Origin of the sequence: Pleomorphomonas carboxyditropha, from assembly GCF_002770725.1 — a bacterium.
Taxonomy (GTDB): domain Bacteria; phylum Pseudomonadota; class Alphaproteobacteria; order Rhizobiales; family Pleomorphomonadaceae; genus Pleomorphomonas; species Pleomorphomonas carboxyditropha.
On record NZ_NQVN01000008.1, the window covers coordinates 175,503 to 192,889 of the forward strand.

The window sequence follows — 17,387 nt, forward strand, 5'->3', positions numbered from 1 at the left end:
CGGGCAGGGGACTGCTGACGCGATCCAGCGCCGCCGCTGGTACCATCCGCTTCCGAAACCGGAGACCACGCCATGATCTGCGGATATATCGCCTCGACGCTCGACGGCTACATCGCCGCGTCCGACCACAGTTTTTCCTTCCTCGATCCCTATCCGGCGGAGGAGGCCGGCTACGAGGCGTTCTACGCTGGCATCGGCACGCTGGTGATGGGCCGCATCACCTACGAGGTCTGTCGCCGCTCCCTGTCGCCATGGCCCTATGCCGGCAAGCGTCTGCTGGTCGTCACCTCGGGAACGCTAGCCGATCTGCCCGCCGACGCCGAAATCTGGAGCGCCGGCATCGATGCCCTGATCGATCATCTGCGGGCCGATGCCAGGCAGGACGTCTGGATCGTTGGCGGCGGCCGGCTGCAACAGGCCTTCATCGACCGCGACGCCCTCGACCGGCTCGATCAGTTCATCGTGCCGGTGGTGCTCGGCGGCGGCATCCCGCTCTATCCCGATGTGGCGCGGCCGCGAACGCTGAAGCTCGCCGAAGTCGGACGCTTCGGCCAAATCGCCCATCTCCGCCTCGAACGGCCATGAACGAAGACGGCGCCCGCTGCAAACCCGAAGCGCATAGGCTGCCGCCTCAGGCGGCGGTCGCCAGCGCCTTGCCCTTGCTCACCAGCTTGCGCAGGCGATCCGACGCGGCCGACGTCATTTCGGCGAGCTTGAATTCGACGCCGACATTGTCGTCGCGAATCCAGCGCACCGTGGCCGGCACGTCGACGCCCTTTTCGACGGCGATGCGTATGTCGTCGCCGATCTTCAGCGGCGGCAACTGACCGGCGAACCGACCGCCGGTCAGCGAAATGTCGACGCAGGTCGCCTTCGCCGACCCCTTGGCCGAGGCGATGGCGACGGCGTGGCCGCCCGGCACGCGCTCGGACGACTGGCGGCGGTCGAGCGGTCCGCGCCGCAGCCCGACCAGGAATTCCTGGACGGTGACCGACAGCCGGTCGCCCTCGGTCGACAGCGCGCCGGAGGTGGAGAACAGGCTCTGCGCCAGCGCCGAGGTCTCGCGGGCGATGCCGGTGATGCCGGAAATCCGGTCGGACACCTGCCTGGTCCCCTCGGAGGCGTTGCTGACGCCCTGGGCGATCTCCGTCGTGGCGGAGATCTGCGCCTCGATGGAGCCGCGCATGTCGGCGGTGATGGCATTGATCTCGGCGATGGTGCCGCCGATGCCGACAATGCTGCCGACCGCCGCGCGCGTCGCCGTCTGCACTTCCGAAATGTGCTGGGTGATCTCGCCGGTGGCCGCCGCGGTCTGCGAGGCGAGTGCCTTCACCTCCTGCGCGACGACGGCAAATCCCCGGCCCGCCTCGCCGGCCCGTGCCGCCTCGATGGTGGCGTTCAGCGCCAGAAGGTTGGTCTGGCCGGCCACCTGCTCGATCAGGCCGATGACGGCGCCGATCTTCTCGGCGGCTTCCGACAGGCCGGCGACGATGCGCTTGGTCTCCTCGGCGCGGGCGACGGCGTCCCTGGCGATGGTCGCGGAACGTTCGATTTCCCGGCCGACGTCGCGGGCCGAGCCGGTGAGCTGCGTTGCCGCGTGGGCGACCCGCTGGACGTCGGTGGAGGCCATGCTCGAGCTGGAGGCCGCGTCGCTGGCGCGCTGGTCGGTGGAGCTGGCGCCCTGGCCGAGGCGCGTCGCCGCGTCTCCCATGTCGCGTGAAGCGTCGACGAGGCTCGCCACGATGGAGTTGATGGTGGCGCCGAATTCGGCGGTCGACGCCTCGAAGGCCTCGACGCGGCCCTGAATGACGTCGGTGGCCTGATTGATGGTGGTCGAGGCGCGAAGCAGGGCGCCCTCCATGCCGTTGGGCAGGATGCGGCGGTAGTAGCGGTTCAGGCGAACCGCCTCCATGGCGGCGCTGGCTTCGCGCACGAAGGCGTCGATGCGGTCGGCCATGTCGTTGATGGCTTCGGCCAGCTCGCCGGCCCGGCCGCGCTGATCGAACACCAGGCCACGGACTTCGAAATCGCCTTTGCCGAGGGCCCGCGCCACCTCGATCGCCCGCCCGACGGCGGCGGAGAGGCGCAGGGCAAGGGCAAGCCCCACCGCCGCGCCGACGGCGGCGGCGGCGATCAGCGCGAGCGCGACAACCGGCATGCCGGCCGCCACGGCGCCGGCCGCGCCGGCGAGCAGGAGGATGACCGCCGCGCCGGGGGCGAACGCTTCAAAGCGAGAAGATGAGTTCGTCATAGCTGGCGGCTTTCGATTTCACGATATTCATGAGCTGGGCGAAGGAGGCGACGAGCCCGTCCTTGGAACTGGCATGCGCGGCTTCGGTCCGGAGCAATTCCTTGTAGAGCGGCTCGATCACCTCCCGGACGACGCGCCGGTCCGGCACGCGCCGGCTGGAATGATAGCCGGTCACCTTGCCGTCGTTGTCGAATGACGGCGTGATATGGGCGAACACCCAGTAGAAGGCGCCGTTGCGCGCCATGTTCTTCACGTAGGCGAAGATTTCGCGTTCCTCGCCGAGCTGATCCCACAGCAGCTTGAAGACGCAGCGCGGCATGTCGGGGTGGCGAATGATCGAGTGCGGCGCATTCATCAGTTCGGCGCGGCTATAGCCGCAGATCCGCGAAAACGTAGCGTTGGCGTAGGTAATTCGTCCCTTGAGATCGGTCTTGGAAACAATGATTTCGTCCGGGAGAAATGTGACTTCCTCGGAGGTCGGCTGAACGCGCGGCTTCATGAGCTGCACCTCTATGCACCGGTCTAGAATGGCGCAACCATGGCGCGTCAGTCGTAAATAAAGAATAACGCCTCTGAAATATGACGGATAACCAGGGTGCGCCGGTATTTTTACTTATAGAGATTTATGTATTTCTCCAGATGAGAGATCCCGGGGTTCCATTGGCGGAAACGACAAGATTTCCACAACTAGAAGACGTAGTAAAGACCATAGGGCTTGCGCTGGTACACAAGAAGAAGGGCGCCTCGCGGGACGCCCTTGTTCCACTCATCCTATGGCCGCCGACGTCAGCCCAGCACCGCCTCGACCTTCACGGTTTTCACCCCCTTGGCCGGCGGCGGCACGATGTCGCCGTCGATCGGCTTGCCGTCGACGACCAGCGACACCGTGTTGCCGGCGCCGTTGCGCTTCACCGAGATGTCGTAGGTGACGCCGCGGAAGACGCGGCTCGCCGTGAAGCCGGTCCAGCGCTCGGGCACCACCGGCGCGACGCGCAGGCCGGCGTATTCGGGCCGGATGCCGAAGATCCATTGGGTGATGGCGTAGTAGTTCCAGGCGGCGGTGCCGGTCAGCCAGGAGTTCTTCGCCTCGCCGTGGGTGGGCGCGTCGCGGCCGGCGATCATCTGGGCGTAGACGTAGGGCTCGAGGCGATGGACGTCGGAGATGCCCTCGCGCGCCGACGGGCAGATGCGGCTGTAATAGTCGAAGGCGGCGTCGCCGTTGCCCAGCACCACCTCGCCGATGATCACCCAGGGATTGTTGTGGCAGAAGATGCCGGCGTTCTCCTTGTAGCCGGGCGGATAGGTCGAGATCTCGCCATACTCGATATAGTAGCGGCTGTAGGCCGGCTGCTGCAGCACGATGCCGTGCGGCGTGGCGAGATGCTTCCTGACCGCGTCGAGCGCCGAGCGCGCCTTGCCGTCGTCGACGCCGATGCCGGCCAGCGCCGCGAAGCCCTGCGACTCGATGAAGATCTTGCCTTCCTCGTTCTCCCTGGAGCCGATCTTGCGGCCGAAGTCGTCGTAGGCGCGGACGAACCACTCGCCGTCCCAGCCGGAGGTGCGGACGGTCTCGTCCATCTTCTTCGCGACGTCGGTATAGAAGGCCGCATCGTCGGCCTTGCCGACCTCGTTTGCCAGAGCGGAGAGCTCGCGGGCCGACAGCACCATCAGCGCGCCGATGAACACCGACTCCGCCACCTTGCCGTCCTTGCTGGTGGTCGTCTGGAACGACTGGCCGGGCGTGTCGGAGAAGCAGTTGAGGTTGAGGCAGTCGTTCCAGTCGGCGCGGCCGATCAGCGGCAGGCCGTGCGGGCCGAGCCGGTCGAGCGCATACTGGATCGAGCGGCGGAGATGCTCGTAGAGCGGCGCCTCGCTGCCCGGCTGGTTGTCGAACACGACGGGCTCGTCGAGGATCGAGAAGTCGCCGGTCTCCTTGAGGTAGGCGGCGACGCCGATGATCAGCCAGTGCGGATCGTCGTTGAAGTCGCCGCCGATGTCGTTGTTGCCCTTCTTGGTCAGCGGCTGGAACTGGTGATAGGCGCCGCCGCTCGACAACTGCGTCGCCGCGAGGTCGAGAATGCGCTCGCGCGCCCGCGACGGCACCATGTGCACGAAGCCCAGGAGATCCTGGTTGGAGTCGCGGAAGCCGAGGCCGCGGCCGATGCCCGTCTCGAAGGACGAGGCCGACCGCGACATGTTGAAGGTGGCCATGCACTGGTAGGCGTTCCAGATGTTGACCATGCGGTCGGCATGCTCATCCGGCGAGGCAACCTGATAGACGCCGAGCAGTTCGTCCCAGTGCTTGCCGAGCGCCGCGAAGGCCGCCTTGACGTTCCTGACGTCGCGATACCTGGCGATGATCGGCTTGACGGTCGCCTTGTCGATGGTCTGCGAGCCCGGCGGGTCGAACTTCTGCTCGTCGGGGTTCTCGTGATAGCCGAGTACATAGACGATTTCCCGGCTCTCGCCCGGGGCGAGCGTCAGCTTCACGTGATGCGAGCCCATCGGCGACCAGCCATGGGCGATCGAATTGCGCGACTTGCCTTCCTCGACGGCGGCCGGCTTGTTCCAGCCGCGCCACGGTCCGAGGAAGCTTTCGCGCTGGGTGTCGAAGCCGGCGAGCGGTTCGGAGCAGGCGAACCAGGCGAAGTGGTTGCGGCGCTCGCGGTACTCGGTCTTGTGGTAGATCACCTCGTCCTCGACCTCGACCTGGCCGGTGGAGAGGTTGCGCTGGTAGTTGGTGGCGTCGTCGTTGGCTTCCCACAGGCAGAATTCCACCGACGAGAAGATCGATACGTCGGCCGGCGTCAGGCGCTCGTTGGTGATCGTCGTCTGCCAGATCTCCAGCGTCTCGTCGAGCGGCACGAAGTAGCGCGTGGCGGCCCGGATGCCGCCGCGCTTGGCCGAGATGACCGAATAGCCCATGCCGTGCCGGCAACTGTAGTCCTCGAGCTCCGACTGGGTCGGCATCCAAGACGGCGACCAGTAGTCGCCGCTCGCATTGTCGCGGACGTAGACGTAGCGGCCGCCGAAATCGGCCGGCACGTTGTTGTAGCGGCCGCGCGTCAGCCGGCGCAGGCGGGCGTCGCGATAGTAGGAGTAGCCGCCGCCGGTGGCCGACAGGATGCCGAAATAGCCCTGGCAGCCGATGTAGTTGATCCACGGCAGCGGCGTGTCCGGCCGTGTGATCACATACTCGCGGGCTTTGTCGTCGAAATAACCATACTTCATGGCGGCATCCTGCTTGTCGATGCGATGTTGCCGCCCGGACGGGCGGAGAATGCGAGGCGAACGTGTCCTCTCCGGCTGGCCGGCCGGCGTTCGGCACCTCTTAGCATAGTTGCACGAAGGGCAGAAGCGTAACGTTTCGAATTTGGCAGAAGGTAGGGTTATCCCGGTGATGCGTGGCCTGCTTCGGCCGCCGTATCGGGCGATTTTGGCGGAATAGGCCGGAAAATGCCGGCCATCTTCCCCTTCGCCAATCTCGCCCCTTTCAGCCCCTCAGCTAAGATGCGGTAACGTTCAGGATTGCCTGTTCATGGGGTTCATTCGACGAGACGCCGCGCCGCGTATATGCCGAGATTGATGGCCGCGAGATGCAGATAGGGCGTCTTGACGCCCACCGCCGCGGCGCGGGCGAGCAGGTCGTCGAGGATCTCGTCGTTCTCCACCGGCAGCCCCTTGGTGAGGTCGCGATACATGGACGCGGTCATGGGCGAATCCGGCGTGGTGAGCAGCTTGCGTGTCGCGTCGAGATAGGCGGGGTCTGGCGCCTTGCCGTGGGCGGTGGCGACCGCCGTCACCTCGTCGAGCAGCGCCTCGATGAAAGCGCGGCCGCCGGGGCGGGCGACGATGTCGCCGATGGTGCCGCGCATCAGGCAGTTGGCCGCGCCGAGGCTGGCGAGCAGCACCCATTTCTCCCACAGCTCGCGGCCGACGTCGTCCGACAGCCGGGCATCGAAGCCGGCGCCCTTGAAGAAGGCGTCGATCGCCTCCATGCGCGGCGTGCGGCTGCCGTCGTATTCGCCGTAGATCACGTCGTGCAGCGGCGACATCTGAACGATGCGGCCGTGATCGTCGAGCCGGGCGTTGATCTTGCAGAAGCTGCCGATCACCCGCTCGGGTCCGAAGCGCTGGGACAGCAGGTCGAAATGCTTGAGGCCGTTCAGCACCGGCAGGATCAGCGTATTCGGACCGATCGCCGGAGCGATGTCCTCGATGGCCACCGGCAGCGAATAGGCCTTCACGCTGATCAGCACCAGATCGTAGGGTCCCTTGAGCGCATCGGCGGTGACGATCTTCGGCTCGATCCGCGTCTCGCCCTTCGGATCGACGATGACGAAGCCGTTCCTGGCGATCTCCGCCGCCCGCTTGGGACGGATGAGGAAGGTGACGTCGCGCCCGGCGGCCGCCAGCCGCCCACCGAAATAACCGCCGGTGGCACCGGCGCCGACGACGAGAAGCCGCATGGGAAAGTCCTTTCCGAATGATCCATCGAGCGCCGGACGGCGCGGAAGTCACCGCAGGATAGAGGATTCCCGCCGCGTTCGTCATCCATTCGGCGCGGCCCGGCCCGGAAACGAACAGCAATCGCCCGCCGATGCGGATCGGCTGCTATACTCGAACCTTGAATCAAGGGAGATGCCGATGAAGACCGTTCGTTTGCCAACCGGCGAAGACGTGCCGGCGCTGGGCCTCGGCACCTGGATGATCGGCGACGATCCGCGGACACGCGCCGATGAGATCGCCGCGCTGCGCCGGGGCATGGAGCTCGGCATGACCTTGATCGACACCGCCGAGATGTATGGCGAGGGCGCGTCCGAGCGGCTGGTGGGCGAGGCGATCGCCGGCCGGCGCGACGAGGTGTTCCTGGTGTCCAAGGTCTATCCGCACAACGCATCGCGGCAGGGAACGGTGGCGGCCTGCGAGCGCTCGCTGCAGCGTCTCGGCACCGACCGCCTCGACCTCTATCTCCTGCATTGGCGCGGCCAGTATCCGCTCGCCGAGACGGTCGCCGCTTTCGAGGCGCTACAGGCGGCCGGCAAGATCCGCCACTGGGGGGTGTCCAACCTCGACGCCGACGACATGAACGAGCTGGCGGGCGTGCCGGGCGGCAATGGCGTCGCCGCCAACCAGGTGCTCTACAATCTCTCGCGCCGCGGCATCGAATGGGACCTGCTGCCCGCGATGCAGGCGCGTGGCGTGCCGGTGATGGCCTATTCGCCGGTGGAGCAGGCCAGGCTTCTGAAGGACAAGCGCCTCGCTGCGCTGGCGGCCGAGCATGGCGTCGGCGTCGCGCAACTGGCGCTGGCTTTCGTGCTCGACCATGACGGCGTCATCGCCATTCCCAAGGCCGGGCGGGTCGCCCATGTCGAGGACAACGCCGGCGCGCTCGACGTCGTCGTCACCGACGCGTTGCGTGCGGCGCTCGACGCACTGTTTCCGCCGCCTCGGCGGGCGACGTCGCTCGAAATGATTTGAGGCGATCGGTCACGGCGGCGGAAAGCGCTTGTTGCGGCCCTCCCGGCGATGGCCCATAAATCGGCTGCCCCGAGATGTTCTGACGAGAAGCCCGCCCCGTGACCGATCCGCGAAATCCCGTGACGAAAGACCAGCCGCGCTGGCTTGGCAGCGTTTCCTCCGGCCGTGTGCCGATCGTGCCGCTGATCGCCGCCGCGCGGTGGCTGCTGCTGCTGATCGTCATCGCCGGCATCTATTTCTTCAGCGGTTTCGTCATCCCGGTGCTGGCCGCGCTGGTGATCGGCTTTGCCACTTGGCCGCTGTTCCGCGACCTGACGCGGCTCTGCGACGGCAATACCAAGCTCAGCGCCTCGATCGCGCTCGTCTGCATCCTGCTGTTCCTGATCGTGCCGATGCTGGTGGCCGCCAGCTTCGCCTTCGACGAGTTCAAGGTCTGGTTCAACTGGCTGCTGGAGGCCAATCGCAGCGGCGTGGCGGTGCCGCCGTGGATCGCCGCGCTGCCGATGGTGGGGGAGTGGCTGGCCGAGCAGTGGAGCCTGCATGTCGGCCCGCCGGGCGCCATCGGCGAACTGATCCAGATGACCTCCGGCGCCAACATCGGCAACATCTACAGGGCCATCATGACGGCCGGCGGCGAGGCCTTCCGGCTCTTGCTGACGCTGCTGTTCATGATGATCGCCCTGTTCTTCGTCTACAAGGACGGCAGCGCCCTGGTGGCGCAGATCGATCTGGTCGGCGAGCGCATCCTGCCGGCGCGCTGGGCCCGCATATCGCGCATCGTGCCGGCCACCATCAGCTCCACCGTCACCGGCATGACGCTGATCGCCATCGGCGAGGGCATCGTGCTCGGCGTCGCCTACTGGATCGCCGGCGTCCCTTCGCCGGCCATCTTCGGGGTGATCACCGGCATCATGGCGCTCATTCCGGGCGGCGCGCCGCTCAGCTTCACGCTGATTTCGATCTACCTCATCGCCAGCGGGCATATTGTCGAAGGCGCCGCGCTGTTCACCTGGGGAACGGTCGAGCTGTTCATCGTCGACAAGACCTTGCGGCCGCGCCTCGTCGGCGGGCCGATCAAATTGCCCTTCCTGCCGACCTTCTTCGGCCTCATCGGCGGCGTCAAGACCATGGGCTTTCTCGGCCTGTTCATCGGGCCGGTGCTGATGGCGCTGCTCGTCGCCATCTGGCGCGAATGGCTCATGGAGCTGCGGAGCGAGGAAACGCCAGTCGCGCCGCCGCCGTTGCGTGAGCCGCCCAAGACCTGAGGGGGCGGCCAACCTGCCGGCAGGCGGCTGGCTCGGCAACTCTACTTGAGGGGAATGGCCGTCCGGAACTTGCCCTGCTGGTAGGCGTCCGACAGCTCCGCGTAGTCCGCCCGGATGCTGTCGGCCCGCGCCCGAAACGCCGCGCGGCCGGCGTCGTCGCAGGCGGCTATCAGGTCGGCGATGTGCTCGCTGCGCCAGAAGGCGTTGCTGCGCCGGTAGCCGCCGGGCTCCAGCGTGAAAACCTCCCTCAGTATCTTCAGGTCGTGCGGGATGGAAAAGGCATCGCGCGAATCCTCGTGGCTGAAGAAATAGAAGAAGTTGTCGAAGCCGGCCCAGGTGATGGCCGACAGGCACATCGGGCAGGGCTCATGCGTCGACAGGAAGAGCAAATCGCCGGTATTCGGCCGTTCCCCGATCTCGTAGAATTTCTTGATGGTGTGCACTTCGCCGTGCCAGAGCGGATTTTCAATCTCGTTGTTGGTCCCGGCCAGCACGACCGAATAGTCCCTCTTGTCGAGGAGGGCGGCGCCGAACACCTTGTTGCCGGCGGCGACGCCGGCCCGCGTCAAAGGCAATATGTGCCGCTCGATCGCCATGAGCAGCGCGTCGACGAGCCGTTCCTGTCGTCCCTCGGCCATGCCTCGGTTCCCATCCGGTATGTTTTCCAACGCCATCATCGCGGGTCTCTCCAGCCGGCACAAGGCGGCATCGGCCGAACCGTCATTGGCGCCGCTGTCCCGCCTTCTCCAATGTCTCGCTCATGCGAGCGCGCCAGTCGGCCCCGCCGAGTGCCTTGAAGCGGGCGATTGTCTCCGGCGACAGGCGAAGGGTGACCGCCTCTTTCGGACTGGCGACCTTTGGCCGTCCCCGCGCCCGCTTGATGCTCGCCGCCAGTTCGGGGAGAGCCTCCGACAAGGGAACCATCTTCGCCAGTTCGGCATCGGTCAGCGGACGTTCGATTTCCGGATCAGGCCCAATAAGCTCGCCGGTCGCATTGTCCACCCACCAACCATCGTCGTCCTGATGGACACCACCCGTGGCGATAAGAGCTTTCATCTCGCGGTCGTAGGCTTCCCACCGGCGCCGCATCTCCGCGTCATCCTCCGGACTGTCGCCTAGGTCCCGGGTTGAGAAGTTGGGCCATTTCTTCTGCATTTCAGCCATAGACCATGCTCCTTTCCCTGCGGCTTGCCGGGCGCATTGAAATCACGGACAGGGCCTCGGAACCCAGCGGCCGGAAGACTACGGCGATGATCGTCTCACCCCGAAACTCTCCGATCGCGACGATTAGCGTCTATCGCGATGTCAACGGCCGACGTGAGCAGCGCACGACGCAGGTTGGCGGCATGGAGATCGAGGACATTGCCCGCCAGTTGGCGAGCGAGTTGCCGAAGGCATAGCCGCCCCAAGCATCGAGAACGAACCTAGAGCCCGCTGGGGAGCCTCGGCGGGCTTATCCCTCTCCGCCGTGCACAGAACAATAGCTTCCTTCAAGCTCAATCCATTCAGCTATTGGTCTCTGGATGCCACCCTTTATGATGTTCTGGCAACGAGTCCCTTTCTTCGTGATCGCTCCGCATCTCGGAGCACCGTCTGATTCGACCCAAGCAATATACTGCTCCCGGCTAGCACCTACTGTTTTTGCAGAGAAACTGACTCGATCCTGAATAAAGAAAGGAACATCTGACGCATCTAGTAGAATATTATGCCCTCCACCGGGGACGATAATATTAACAGCGAACTTAATACCAGCCGATTTCATTGCAGAGATTGTGTCTATATCTAGTTTCATTTTGGATAGCTCTTAGTTACCATTAATCGACAGGCTAATTTTGGGCTATGACTGCGGATCGCAAAGTAGTCGGATACCTCAAACCAGCTTCCACTAACTCCAGTCCCATGATTCACCCCCATGCAGGAGCATTGACATTCGTGCCCCTCTGCCTCCATGCATGCGCGCGCACAAATTTCTTGCTCTCGAAACGGCTGAACAACATAAACACAGCCATATTTTTCCAAAGACCTGTCGACAAAATCGTTGAACCAAGCCTTGGGTAGCTCCCAATACTTCTCGGATGCAATCCACTCCGGCTTTATTCTACGAGCATCGCGCAACCATTGATAATTATCGTCGGCAAATGGCAAGCGAACACGCAATCGCTCACCTTTACCCCCTCGCCTTAGGACAATGGGTATCCTCGTTTGGTTCCACGCGGCCTTAAGACGGTATTCCTCGGGGCTCATAGCAGACTCCGAGTCGGTTGTTTAATCATGGCACGAACAACCGTTCGCTTAAACCGCACCATTGCGGAGAAGGACCAGCAATCCACACGCCTACGAAGAAGCGATTCCGAACCTTAGGTCCGATTATCCACAGGCCCTAGCCCCGGTGTAGCACCCACAAAACTGTAACACTTAGCATTTTCTAATATTCTATAAGCCATTGAAAAATAATATAAAAGACGATGGCTGGGGTGGCAGGATTCGAACCTACGAATGGCGGAATCAAAATCCGCTGCCTTACCACTTGGCGACACCCCATCCGGCGGCCTCGGCCGCGGTCCGCTCGATATAGCCGCAACATGATCGGACTGCAACAACGCCGGTGACGGCGAACCACGACGATGACGGCCGCCGCATCCCGGTCCCGTCGACCTCGCCGGCGGCGGTTTTGCACTGCGGTCCGGGGCGCGCAAAATCCCTGATTCACAAGTATGAATTTGGGGCTTGCAGAGGCGGGGAGGGGACGCTATACACCGCCCCACCGACGGTTACGGAGTGTAGCGCAGCCTGGTAGCGCACCTGCTTCGGGAGCAGGGGGTCGCGTGTTCAAATCACGCCACTCCGACCATTCTTCCCGCAAATTCAATGAACTGCCGATGATGCGATGGGATATGCGCCGGCGTTTGCGCGCCGTCGCGGCGGCATCGCGCTATCTTGCCGCCGGCTCGCCGTTGGTCATCGCGGCGAAGGCGCGCATCGCATCGATGCTGCGGCGGGCGAAGCGGTCGAAGTCCGAGGGATTGTCGTGCTCGGCGATGAGCAGCGACGCACCGGCGGCAATCGCCGCCTTCCACAGCTTCGGCCAGGGCACGATGCCCGTTCCGACATCCGCCCAGCCGTCCTCGTCGGCGCGGCTGCCGCGCGGCGCGACGTCCTTGACGTGGACGGCGGCGATGCGGCCGGCGTAGCCCTCCAGCCACGGCTGGGGATCCATGCCGGCCAGCGCTATCCAGGCGATATCGACTTCGAGATGCACCGCCGGGTCGGCGGCGATGTGCTGGATCGGCATCGATCCGTCGCGAAGCGGCCGGAACTCGTAGTCGTGGTTATGCCAGGCGAAATCGAAACCGCGCGACCGCAGCAGGTGGGCGATCGCCGCCAGGCGGTCGCCGAACCGCCGCCAGTCGTCGGTGGCGGCAGGACGCGCCTCGGCCGGCACGAAGGGGCAGACGACGAGGCGCATGCCCAGCGTCTCGGCGATGCGGCAGGCGGCGTCCGGATCGTCCTCGAGCAGGTGCAGCGGAAAATGGCCGCTCAGGGCGGTGAGGTCGCTTTCGTCGAGGGACTCGCGCAGCGCCGCCGGATCGCCGTAGAGACTATCCGTCGGCTCGACATTGGTGTAGCCGAGCGCGGCGAGACGCGGCAGATGGTCCGTCACGGGTGGAAACAGCCGCGCCGAATGCAACTGGATCGAAAACGGCAGGTCACGCGCCACATCGTCCTCCCAGGACCGGCCCTCGAGCGGATAGCCGGTATCTCCGTTCACGGCGGAGCGGAAGCCTCCCCTTCCATATGCTCGCCAGAATCGAAACGTTGCGAAAAACCAGCTAAGCCAACAGACAACCGCATACGGGCTCTTCCGCGAAGTCTCGGCCCTTTTTCAGCAATCGATTTCATCGATGCTAGCTTGGGTCGTCCCGTCGTGGCAAGCTATTCTTTATAGGGGTCGAAAAAAGGGCGATAGCTATTAGAAGGTAGCAAATCCCCGAATCGGCCGGCTATCCGGCAGTCTGTTGCAGCCCCTGGGGCCGGCCGCCAATGAACACCTCGCAGACGTTCCGCTCGCTGCCGAGCGTCATCAGGACGAACAGTTCCTCCTCGATGTCGCCGTTGCCCGCCGCGAGGCGATGCGCCATGGCCGGCGTGGCGGTGCTGTCCAGCACCACCAGATCGGCATGCGCGCCGGGCGCGATGCGCCCGAGATCCGGCTCGCCGAGCGCTTCGGCATTGCCGCGCGTCATCAGGTGGAACGCCTCGATGGCCGACAGCTTCTGCCCCCGAAGCTGCATCACCTTGTAGGCCTCGGCCGCCGTCGCCAGCATCGAGTAGCTGGTGCCGCCGCCGACGTCGGTGGCGAGCGCCAGGCGCACGGGATGCGGACCGCCTTCGAGGCCCTTGTAGTCGAACAGGCCCGAGCCGATGAACAGGTTGGAGGTCGGGCAGAACACGGCGACGGCGCCGCTTTCCGACATGCGCCGCACCTCGCGCGGCGTCAGGTGGATCGCGTGGCCCATCAGGCTGTTGGGGCCGACGAGGCCATAGTGATCGTAGACGTCGAGATAGTCGGCGCGTTCGGGGAACAGGCGCCGCACCGTGGCGATCTCCTCGAGGTTTTCCGAAAGATGCGTCTGGACGAGACAGTCCGGATGGGCCTCTGCGAGGCTGCCCAGCGCTTCCAGTTGCTCCGGCGTCGAGGTGATGGCGAACCGGGGGGTGATCACCACCTTCTGGCGGCCGCGCCCGTGCCAGGCGGCGATCAGCGCCGCCGTGTCGTCATGGGCCGAGCGGGCGCTGTCGAGCACCTCCGGCGGCGCGTTGCGGTCCATCGCCGTCTTGCCGACGAACATCGCGGTGCCGCGTCGCTCGCTCTCGGCGAGCAGGGCCTCGGCCGAGCCCTTGTGGACCGAACCGTAGCAAACCGCCGTCGTGGTGCCGTTCCTGAGCAGTTCGTCGATGAAGAAGCGGGCCTGGGCCGCCGCGAAGGCCGGATCGCCGTAGCGCGACTCGGCGGGAAAGGTGTACCTCGTCAGCCATTCGAGCAGTTGCTCGCCATAGGAGGCGATCACCTGCGTCTGGGGAAAATGGATATGGGTGTCGATGAAGCCCGGCAGGATCAGCTTGCCGGAAAAATCATGCAGAACGACGCCCTTGCCTCCCACCCGTCCGATCTCGCCGGCGTCGACCACCTCGGTCACCCTGCCGGCGTCGATGACGACGACGCCATCCTCGAGATAGGTGTAGGCCGCCGCATCGCCGGCTCCCTGCGGGCGCCGCTTGAAGCTCAGCACGCGACCGCGTACCAGAATGCGATCGGAAGGAAGTCGGTCGGAAAAGGTCAACGGGGGCTCCGTCAGGGAGGGGCAAGGCCAGGGGGCCGTTTCGCCGCCCAGAAAAGACGAGATGTTCAGCCGAGACAATAGAAAAGTCCGCTCCGGCTACATCTTTTCACGTACCGCCGGCCGCTGGAAACCATGAGTGCACCCCATGTTTGACGACATCGAGATCGCCCGCGCCGCCCGCCTCGAGCCGATCGAGGAGGTGGCGGATCGCCTGGGCATCCCGGGCGACGCGCTCATCCCCTATGGCCGCCACATCGCCAAGATCGAGCATGGCTTCGTGTCCGAGGCGCGCCGGCGGCGGCGCGGCAAGCTGGTGCTGGTCACCGCCATCACGCCGACGGCGGCCGGCGAGGGCAAGACGACCACCACCGTCGGCCTCGGCGACGCGCTTTCCCGGCTCGGCCGCCGGGCGAGCATCTGCCTGCGCGAGCCTTCGCTCGGCCCCTGCTTCGGCGTCAAGGGCGGAGCAGCCGGCGGCGGCCATTCGCAGGTGGTGCCGATGGAGGCGATCAACCTGCATTTCACCGGCGATTTTCACGCCATCACCTCGGCGCACAATCTCCTGTCGGCGCTGATCGACAACCACATCTACTGGGGCAACGAGCCGCGGCTCGATGGCCGCCGCATGAGCTGGCGGCGCGTCCTCGACATGAACGACCGCATGCTGCGCCACCAGGTCAACGGTCTCGGCGGCAGCGCCAACGGTTTCCCGCGCGAGGACGGCTTCGACATCACCGTCGCCTCGGAGGTGATGGCGATCTTCTGCTTGGCCACCGGCCTCGCCGACCTGGAGCGCCGCCTCCAGCGCATCGTCATCGGCGAACTGGACGCCCGTTCCTACGCGACGGCCGACATGGTCGGCGCCGCCGGCGCCATGGCGGTGCTGTTGAAGGACGCGCTGCAGCCCAACCTCGTGCAGACGCTGGAGGGCACGCCGGCCTTCGTCCATGGCGGCCCCTTCGCCAACATCGCCCACGGCTGCAACTCGGTGATCGCCACCGAAACGGCGCTCGGCCTCTCCGACGTGGTGGTGACCGAGGCCGGCTTCGGCGCCGACCTCGGCGCGGAGAAGTTCCTCGACATCAAGTGCCGCAAGACCGGCCTTCGGCCCGACGCCGTGGTGCTGGTCGCCACCATCCGCGCCCTGAAGATGCACGGCGGCGTCGCAAAAGAGGATCTCGGCATCGAGAACGTCGCGGCGATGGAGGCGGGATTTGCCAATCTGTCCCGCCATCTCGAAAATCTGCGCAAGTTCGGCCTCGACGTGGTCGTCGCCATCAATCGCTTCGGCAGCGATACCGATGCCGAGACCACCCGTCTCGGCGCGCTCTGTGCCGAAGCGGGGGCGCCGGTGGCCGTCGCCACCCATTTCGCCGATGGCGGCCGGGGCGCCGAGGATCTGGCGCGGGCCGTGCTCGAAGTTCTCGATGCGCCGCGCCGCCGGCCGTTCGGCCTTCTCTATCCCGACGACATGCCGCTGGCGGCCAAGATCGACACGGTGGCCCGCGAAATCTACGGCGCCGCTTCCGTCGAATACGACGGGCGCGCCGCCCGCAAGCTCGTCGAATACGAGGAGCGCGGCTTCGGCGGCCTGCCGGTCTGCGTCGCCAAGACGCAGTCGTCCTTCAGCGCCGACCCGCAGTTGAAAGGCGCGCCAAAGGGCCACGTCCTGCCGGTGCGCGACGTTCGGCTCGCCGCCGGCGCCGAGTTCGTCGTCGTCCTCTGCGGGGCGATCATGACCATGCCGGGCCTGCCGAGGGTGCCGGCGGCCAATCGCATCGGCCTCGACGCCGAAGGGCGGATCGTCGGCCTGAGCTGAGCCCTCCCAAGCACGCTCTTGTGATGACGGGACCCGCGGTTTGCGCTTTCGAACCGCGGGCAATGCCCCTATCTCATGGACACAGCGGTATGCTTTTTGGGCATAATTTGGAGAGTGCGATGTCTTTCGACCTAGGGCCTGAGCCGGCTGCGGCATCGGGCCGGCTCAACTGTTCGGTCGAGCTGCAGGAATACCTTTCGGTCGTTCAGCGCGGTCTCAAGGCCATTACCGGCAAGTGGAAAGGCGAGATCCTGTGCCTCCTGTCGGAAGGCCCCAAGCGTTTCAACGAGTTGAGGCGTGGTATTCCGGGCGTTACCCAGCACATGCTGGCCGCCCAGTTGCGCGATCTCGAGAAATCCGGCCTGATCGTCCGCCACGACTACGAGCAGGCGCCGCCGCGTGTCGAATACGAACTGTCGGAAGCCGGCAAGGCGCTGCGCACGGTCGGCGATGCGCTGCACGACTGGGCGAAGACCTACGCGCCGGCTTCGGAGATCGACAGGCACTGACCGGACGCCGGCGCGCCTACATGAAGCGGAAGCGGGCGTGCCTGGGATCGTGGCTATCGTGGATGTAGATGGGCTCGGCGGTGAATTGCAGGCCGAGCTCGTTTTCGCGCCGCCACATCACCTCGGCCCGCCGCAACGACTGCTCCGTCGGATCGAAGACGAAGAAATCCTGCGGAATTTCGCGCGCATGGTCGCAACGGATGCGCATGCCGCCGGAACTGGTGTCGCGCACGACGCAGTCGACGATATAGCGATAGTCGCCATAGACGATCTTGGCCGCCCTGAGCGTCCGCCGCCTTACTCCGCTTCTCTGCTCAACCGACATCGCACATGGTCCCGCCTGTCGGGAGAATGTTGACAGTTACAGGTTAAGATTTGCCGAAGCCGTATCCCAGACGTGCAACTGACCGCCATCCGAGGCCGCCTATCCCTGAAGTTCGGCCCGCCAGGGCGGATTGGCTCCGGCTCGCGAGCAGGTGATGGCGGCGCAGCGGGTGCCGAAGGCGAGGGCGGCGATCAGCTCGTCGCGGCTGATCGCTTCCAGCGCCGGCCGGGCGATCCGGCCGGCGTCCTTCAGCGCCACCAGCAACGAGCCCTGGAAGGTGTCGCCGGCGCCGATGGTGTCGACCACCTTGACGGCCGGGGCGGCCACCTCCACCCGGCCGGCCGTCCGGTGCCAGGCGATGACGCCGTCGGCGCCGCGCGTGACGATCACCAGCG

General features: G+C 65.5%; 16 protein-coding genes, 2 tRNA genes and 1 pseudogene. 6 read left to right on the forward strand and 13 right to left on the reverse strand.

The window, feature by feature from the left end; genetic code table 11:
• Positions 1 to 72: 72 nt before the first annotated feature.
• A complete protein-coding gene (locus CJ014_RS14020; RefSeq protein ID WP_100081101.1) occupies positions 73 to 585 on the forward strand; it encodes a dihydrofolate reductase family protein in 513 nt (170 codons plus the stop codon).
• Positions 586 to 631: 46 nt separating this feature from the next.
• Here the strand turns inward: CJ014_RS14020 and CJ014_RS14025 are convergent, their stop codons facing one another.
• The 4 genes from CJ014_RS14025 to panE all read right to left on the reverse strand — a co-directional run bounded on the left by CJ014_RS14025 (position 632) and on the right by panE (position 6,720).
• Complete coding sequence (locus tag CJ014_RS14025; protein WP_100081102.1) at positions 632 to 2,251, reverse strand: methyl-accepting chemotaxis protein; 1,620 nt, start codon at positions 2,249 to 2,251, stop codon at positions 632 to 634.
• Complete coding sequence (locus tag CJ014_RS14030) at positions 2,226 to 2,750, reverse strand: PAS domain-containing protein (protein WP_100081103.1); 525 nt, start codon at positions 2,748 to 2,750, stop codon at positions 2,226 to 2,228. The genes CJ014_RS14025 and CJ014_RS14030 overlap by 26 nt, the downstream gene beginning before the upstream one ends.
• Before the next feature lie 287 nt (positions 2,751 to 3,037).
• Positions 3,038 to 5,482 carry a glycoside hydrolase family 94 protein gene (locus tag CJ014_RS14035; protein WP_100081104.1) on the reverse strand — a complete coding sequence of 815 codons (2,445 nt, stop codon included), beginning with the start codon at positions 5,480 to 5,482 and terminating at the stop codon, positions 3,038 to 3,040.
• Positions 5,483 to 5,796: 314 nt separating this feature from the next.
• Complete coding sequence (panE, locus tag CJ014_RS14040; protein ID WP_100081105.1) at positions 5,797 to 6,720, reverse strand: 2-dehydropantoate 2-reductase; 924 nt, start codon at positions 6,718 to 6,720, stop codon at positions 5,797 to 5,799.
• 172 nt (positions 6,721 to 6,892) lie between these two features.
• On the opposite strand from panE, the gene CJ014_RS14045 reads away from it, so the two are divergent.
• Both CJ014_RS14045 and CJ014_RS14050 read left to right on the forward strand, forming a co-directional pair.
• On the forward strand, positions 6,893 to 7,732 hold the full coding sequence (locus CJ014_RS14045) for an aldo/keto reductase (RefSeq protein WP_207765751.1): 840 nt from the start codon (positions 6,893 to 6,895) through the stop codon (positions 7,730 to 7,732).
• Between the two features lie 98 nt (positions 7,733 to 7,830).
• Positions 7,831 to 8,997, forward strand: coding sequence for an AI-2E family transporter (locus CJ014_RS14050; RefSeq protein ID WP_100081107.1), 1,167 nt, complete (start codon positions 7,831 to 7,833; stop codon positions 8,995 to 8,997).
• A gap of 41 nt (positions 8,998 to 9,038) precedes the next feature.
• Here CJ014_RS14050 and CJ014_RS14055 read toward each other — a convergent pair whose 3' ends face one another.
• The 5 genes and pseudogenes from CJ014_RS14055 to CJ014_RS14075 all read right to left on the reverse strand — a co-directional run bounded on the left by CJ014_RS14055 (position 9,039) and on the right by CJ014_RS14075 (position 11,538).
• Positions 9,039 to 9,635, reverse strand: a complete 597-nt coding sequence (locus CJ014_RS14055) for a deaminase (RefSeq protein ID WP_100081108.1) — start codon at positions 9,633 to 9,635, stop codon at positions 9,039 to 9,041.
• An 82-nt stretch (positions 9,636 to 9,717) separates the two neighbouring features.
• A complete protein-coding gene (locus tag CJ014_RS14060) occupies positions 9,718 to 10,161 on the reverse strand; it encodes a BrnA antitoxin family protein (protein WP_245427334.1) in 444 nt (147 codons plus the stop codon).
• Positions 10,154 to 10,285, reverse strand: a pseudogene (locus CJ014_RS28390) (BrnT family toxin); the annotation flags it as partial. The pseudogene CJ014_RS28390 and the gene CJ014_RS14060, both read right to left, overlap by 8 nt.
• A 500-nt stretch (positions 10,286 to 10,785) precedes the next feature.
• Positions 10,786 to 11,241 carry a hypothetical protein gene (locus tag CJ014_RS14070; RefSeq protein ID WP_100081110.1) on the reverse strand — a complete coding sequence of 152 codons (456 nt, stop codon included), beginning with the start codon at positions 11,239 to 11,241 and terminating at the stop codon, positions 10,786 to 10,788.
• A 222-nt stretch (positions 11,242 to 11,463) separates the two neighbouring features.
• Positions 11,464 to 11,538: transfer RNA gene (locus tag CJ014_RS14075), tRNA-Gln, on the reverse strand.
• 233 nt (positions 11,539 to 11,771) lie between these two features.
• Here CJ014_RS14075 and CJ014_RS14080 point away from each other — a divergent pair.
• A tRNA-Pro gene (locus CJ014_RS14080) sits at positions 11,772 to 11,848 on the forward strand.
• 81 nt (positions 11,849 to 11,929) lie between these two features.
• Here the strand turns inward: CJ014_RS14080 and CJ014_RS14085 are convergent.
• Positions 11,930 to 12,766 carry a sugar phosphate isomerase/epimerase family protein gene (locus tag CJ014_RS14085; protein ID WP_245427336.1) on the reverse strand — a complete coding sequence of 279 codons (837 nt, stop codon included), beginning with the start codon at positions 12,764 to 12,766 and terminating at the stop codon, positions 11,930 to 11,932.
• A gap of 232 nt (positions 12,767 to 12,998) precedes the next feature.
• On the reverse strand, positions 12,999 to 14,339 hold the full coding sequence (gene guaD / locus CJ014_RS14090) for a guanine deaminase (RefSeq protein WP_245427338.1): 1,341 nt from the start codon (positions 14,337 to 14,339) through the stop codon (positions 12,999 to 13,001).
• 145 nt (positions 14,340 to 14,484) lie between these two features.
• On the opposite strand from guaD, the gene CJ014_RS14095 reads away from it, so the two are divergent.
• Together CJ014_RS14095 and CJ014_RS14100 are read left to right on the forward strand one after the other, a co-directional pair.
• Complete coding sequence (locus tag CJ014_RS14095) at positions 14,485 to 16,158, forward strand: formate--tetrahydrofolate ligase (RefSeq protein ID WP_100081111.1); 1,674 nt, start codon at positions 14,485 to 14,487, stop codon at positions 16,156 to 16,158.
• Positions 16,159 to 16,277: 119 nt separating this feature from the next.
• On the forward strand, positions 16,278 to 16,667 hold the full coding sequence (locus tag CJ014_RS14100) for a winged helix-turn-helix transcriptional regulator (RefSeq protein WP_100081112.1): 390 nt from the start codon (positions 16,278 to 16,280) through the stop codon (positions 16,665 to 16,667).
• A 16-nt stretch (positions 16,668 to 16,683) separates the two neighbouring features.
• On the opposite strand, the gene CJ014_RS14105 is transcribed toward CJ014_RS14100, so the two are convergent.
• Together CJ014_RS14105 and CJ014_RS14110 are read right to left on the reverse strand one after the other, a co-directional pair.
• Positions 16,684 to 16,992: a PilZ domain-containing protein gene (locus CJ014_RS14105; RefSeq protein WP_100081113.1), complete on the reverse strand. Its 309-nt coding sequence runs from the start codon at positions 16,990 to 16,992 to the stop codon at positions 16,684 to 16,686.
• Between the two features lie 99 nt (positions 16,993 to 17,091).
• A partial coding sequence (locus CJ014_RS14110) for a PfkB family carbohydrate kinase (RefSeq protein ID WP_245427340.1) occupies positions 17,092 to 17,387 on the reverse strand: 296 nt, incomplete at its 5' end.

What these genes read in the sequence shown, in the direction of transcription:
- CJ014_RS14020 (WP_100081101.1), top strand. Translation starts at nt 73, where the DNA reads ATGATCTGCGGATATATCGCCTCGACGCTCGACGGCTACATCGCCGCG.
- CJ014_RS14025 (WP_100081102.1), bottom strand. Translation starts at nt 2,251, where the DNA reads ATGACGAACTCATCTTCTCGCTTTGAAGCGTTCGCCCCCGGCGCGGCG.
- CJ014_RS14030 (WP_100081103.1), bottom strand. Translation starts at nt 2,750, where the DNA reads ATGAAGCCGCGCGTTCAGCCGACCTCCGAGGAAGTCACATTTCTCCCG.
- CJ014_RS14035 (WP_100081104.1), bottom strand. Translation starts at nt 5,482, where the DNA reads ATGAAGTATGGTTATTTCGACGACAAAGCCCGCGAGTATGTGATCACA.
- panE (WP_100081105.1), bottom strand. Translation starts at nt 6,720, where the DNA reads ATGCGGCTTCTCGTCGTCGGCGCCGGTGCCACCGGCGGTTATTTCGGT.
- CJ014_RS14045 (WP_207765751.1), top strand. Translation starts at nt 6,893, where the DNA reads ATGCCGATGAAGACCGTTCGTTTGCCAACCGGCGAAGACGTGCCGGCG.
- CJ014_RS14055 (WP_100081108.1), bottom strand. Translation starts at nt 9,635, where the DNA reads ATGGCCGAGGGACGACAGGAACGGCTCGTCGACGCGCTGCTCATGGCG.
- CJ014_RS14060 (WP_245427334.1), bottom strand. Translation starts at nt 10,161, where the DNA reads ATGGCTGAAATGCAGAAGAAATGGCCCAACTTCTCAACCCGGGACCTA.
- CJ014_RS14070 (WP_100081110.1), bottom strand. Translation starts at nt 11,241, where the DNA reads ATGAGCCCCGAGGAATACCGTCTTAAGGCCGCGTGGAACCAAACGAGG.
- CJ014_RS14095 (WP_100081111.1), top strand. Translation starts at nt 14,485, where the DNA reads ATGTTTGACGACATCGAGATCGCCCGCGCCGCCCGCCTCGAGCCGATC.
- CJ014_RS14100 (WP_100081112.1), top strand. Translation starts at nt 16,278, where the DNA reads ATGTCTTTCGACCTAGGGCCTGAGCCGGCTGCGGCATCGGGCCGGCTC.
- CJ014_RS14105 (WP_100081113.1), bottom strand. Translation starts at nt 16,992, where the DNA reads ATGTCGGTTGAGCAGAGAAGCGGAGTAAGGCGGCGGACGCTCAGGGCG.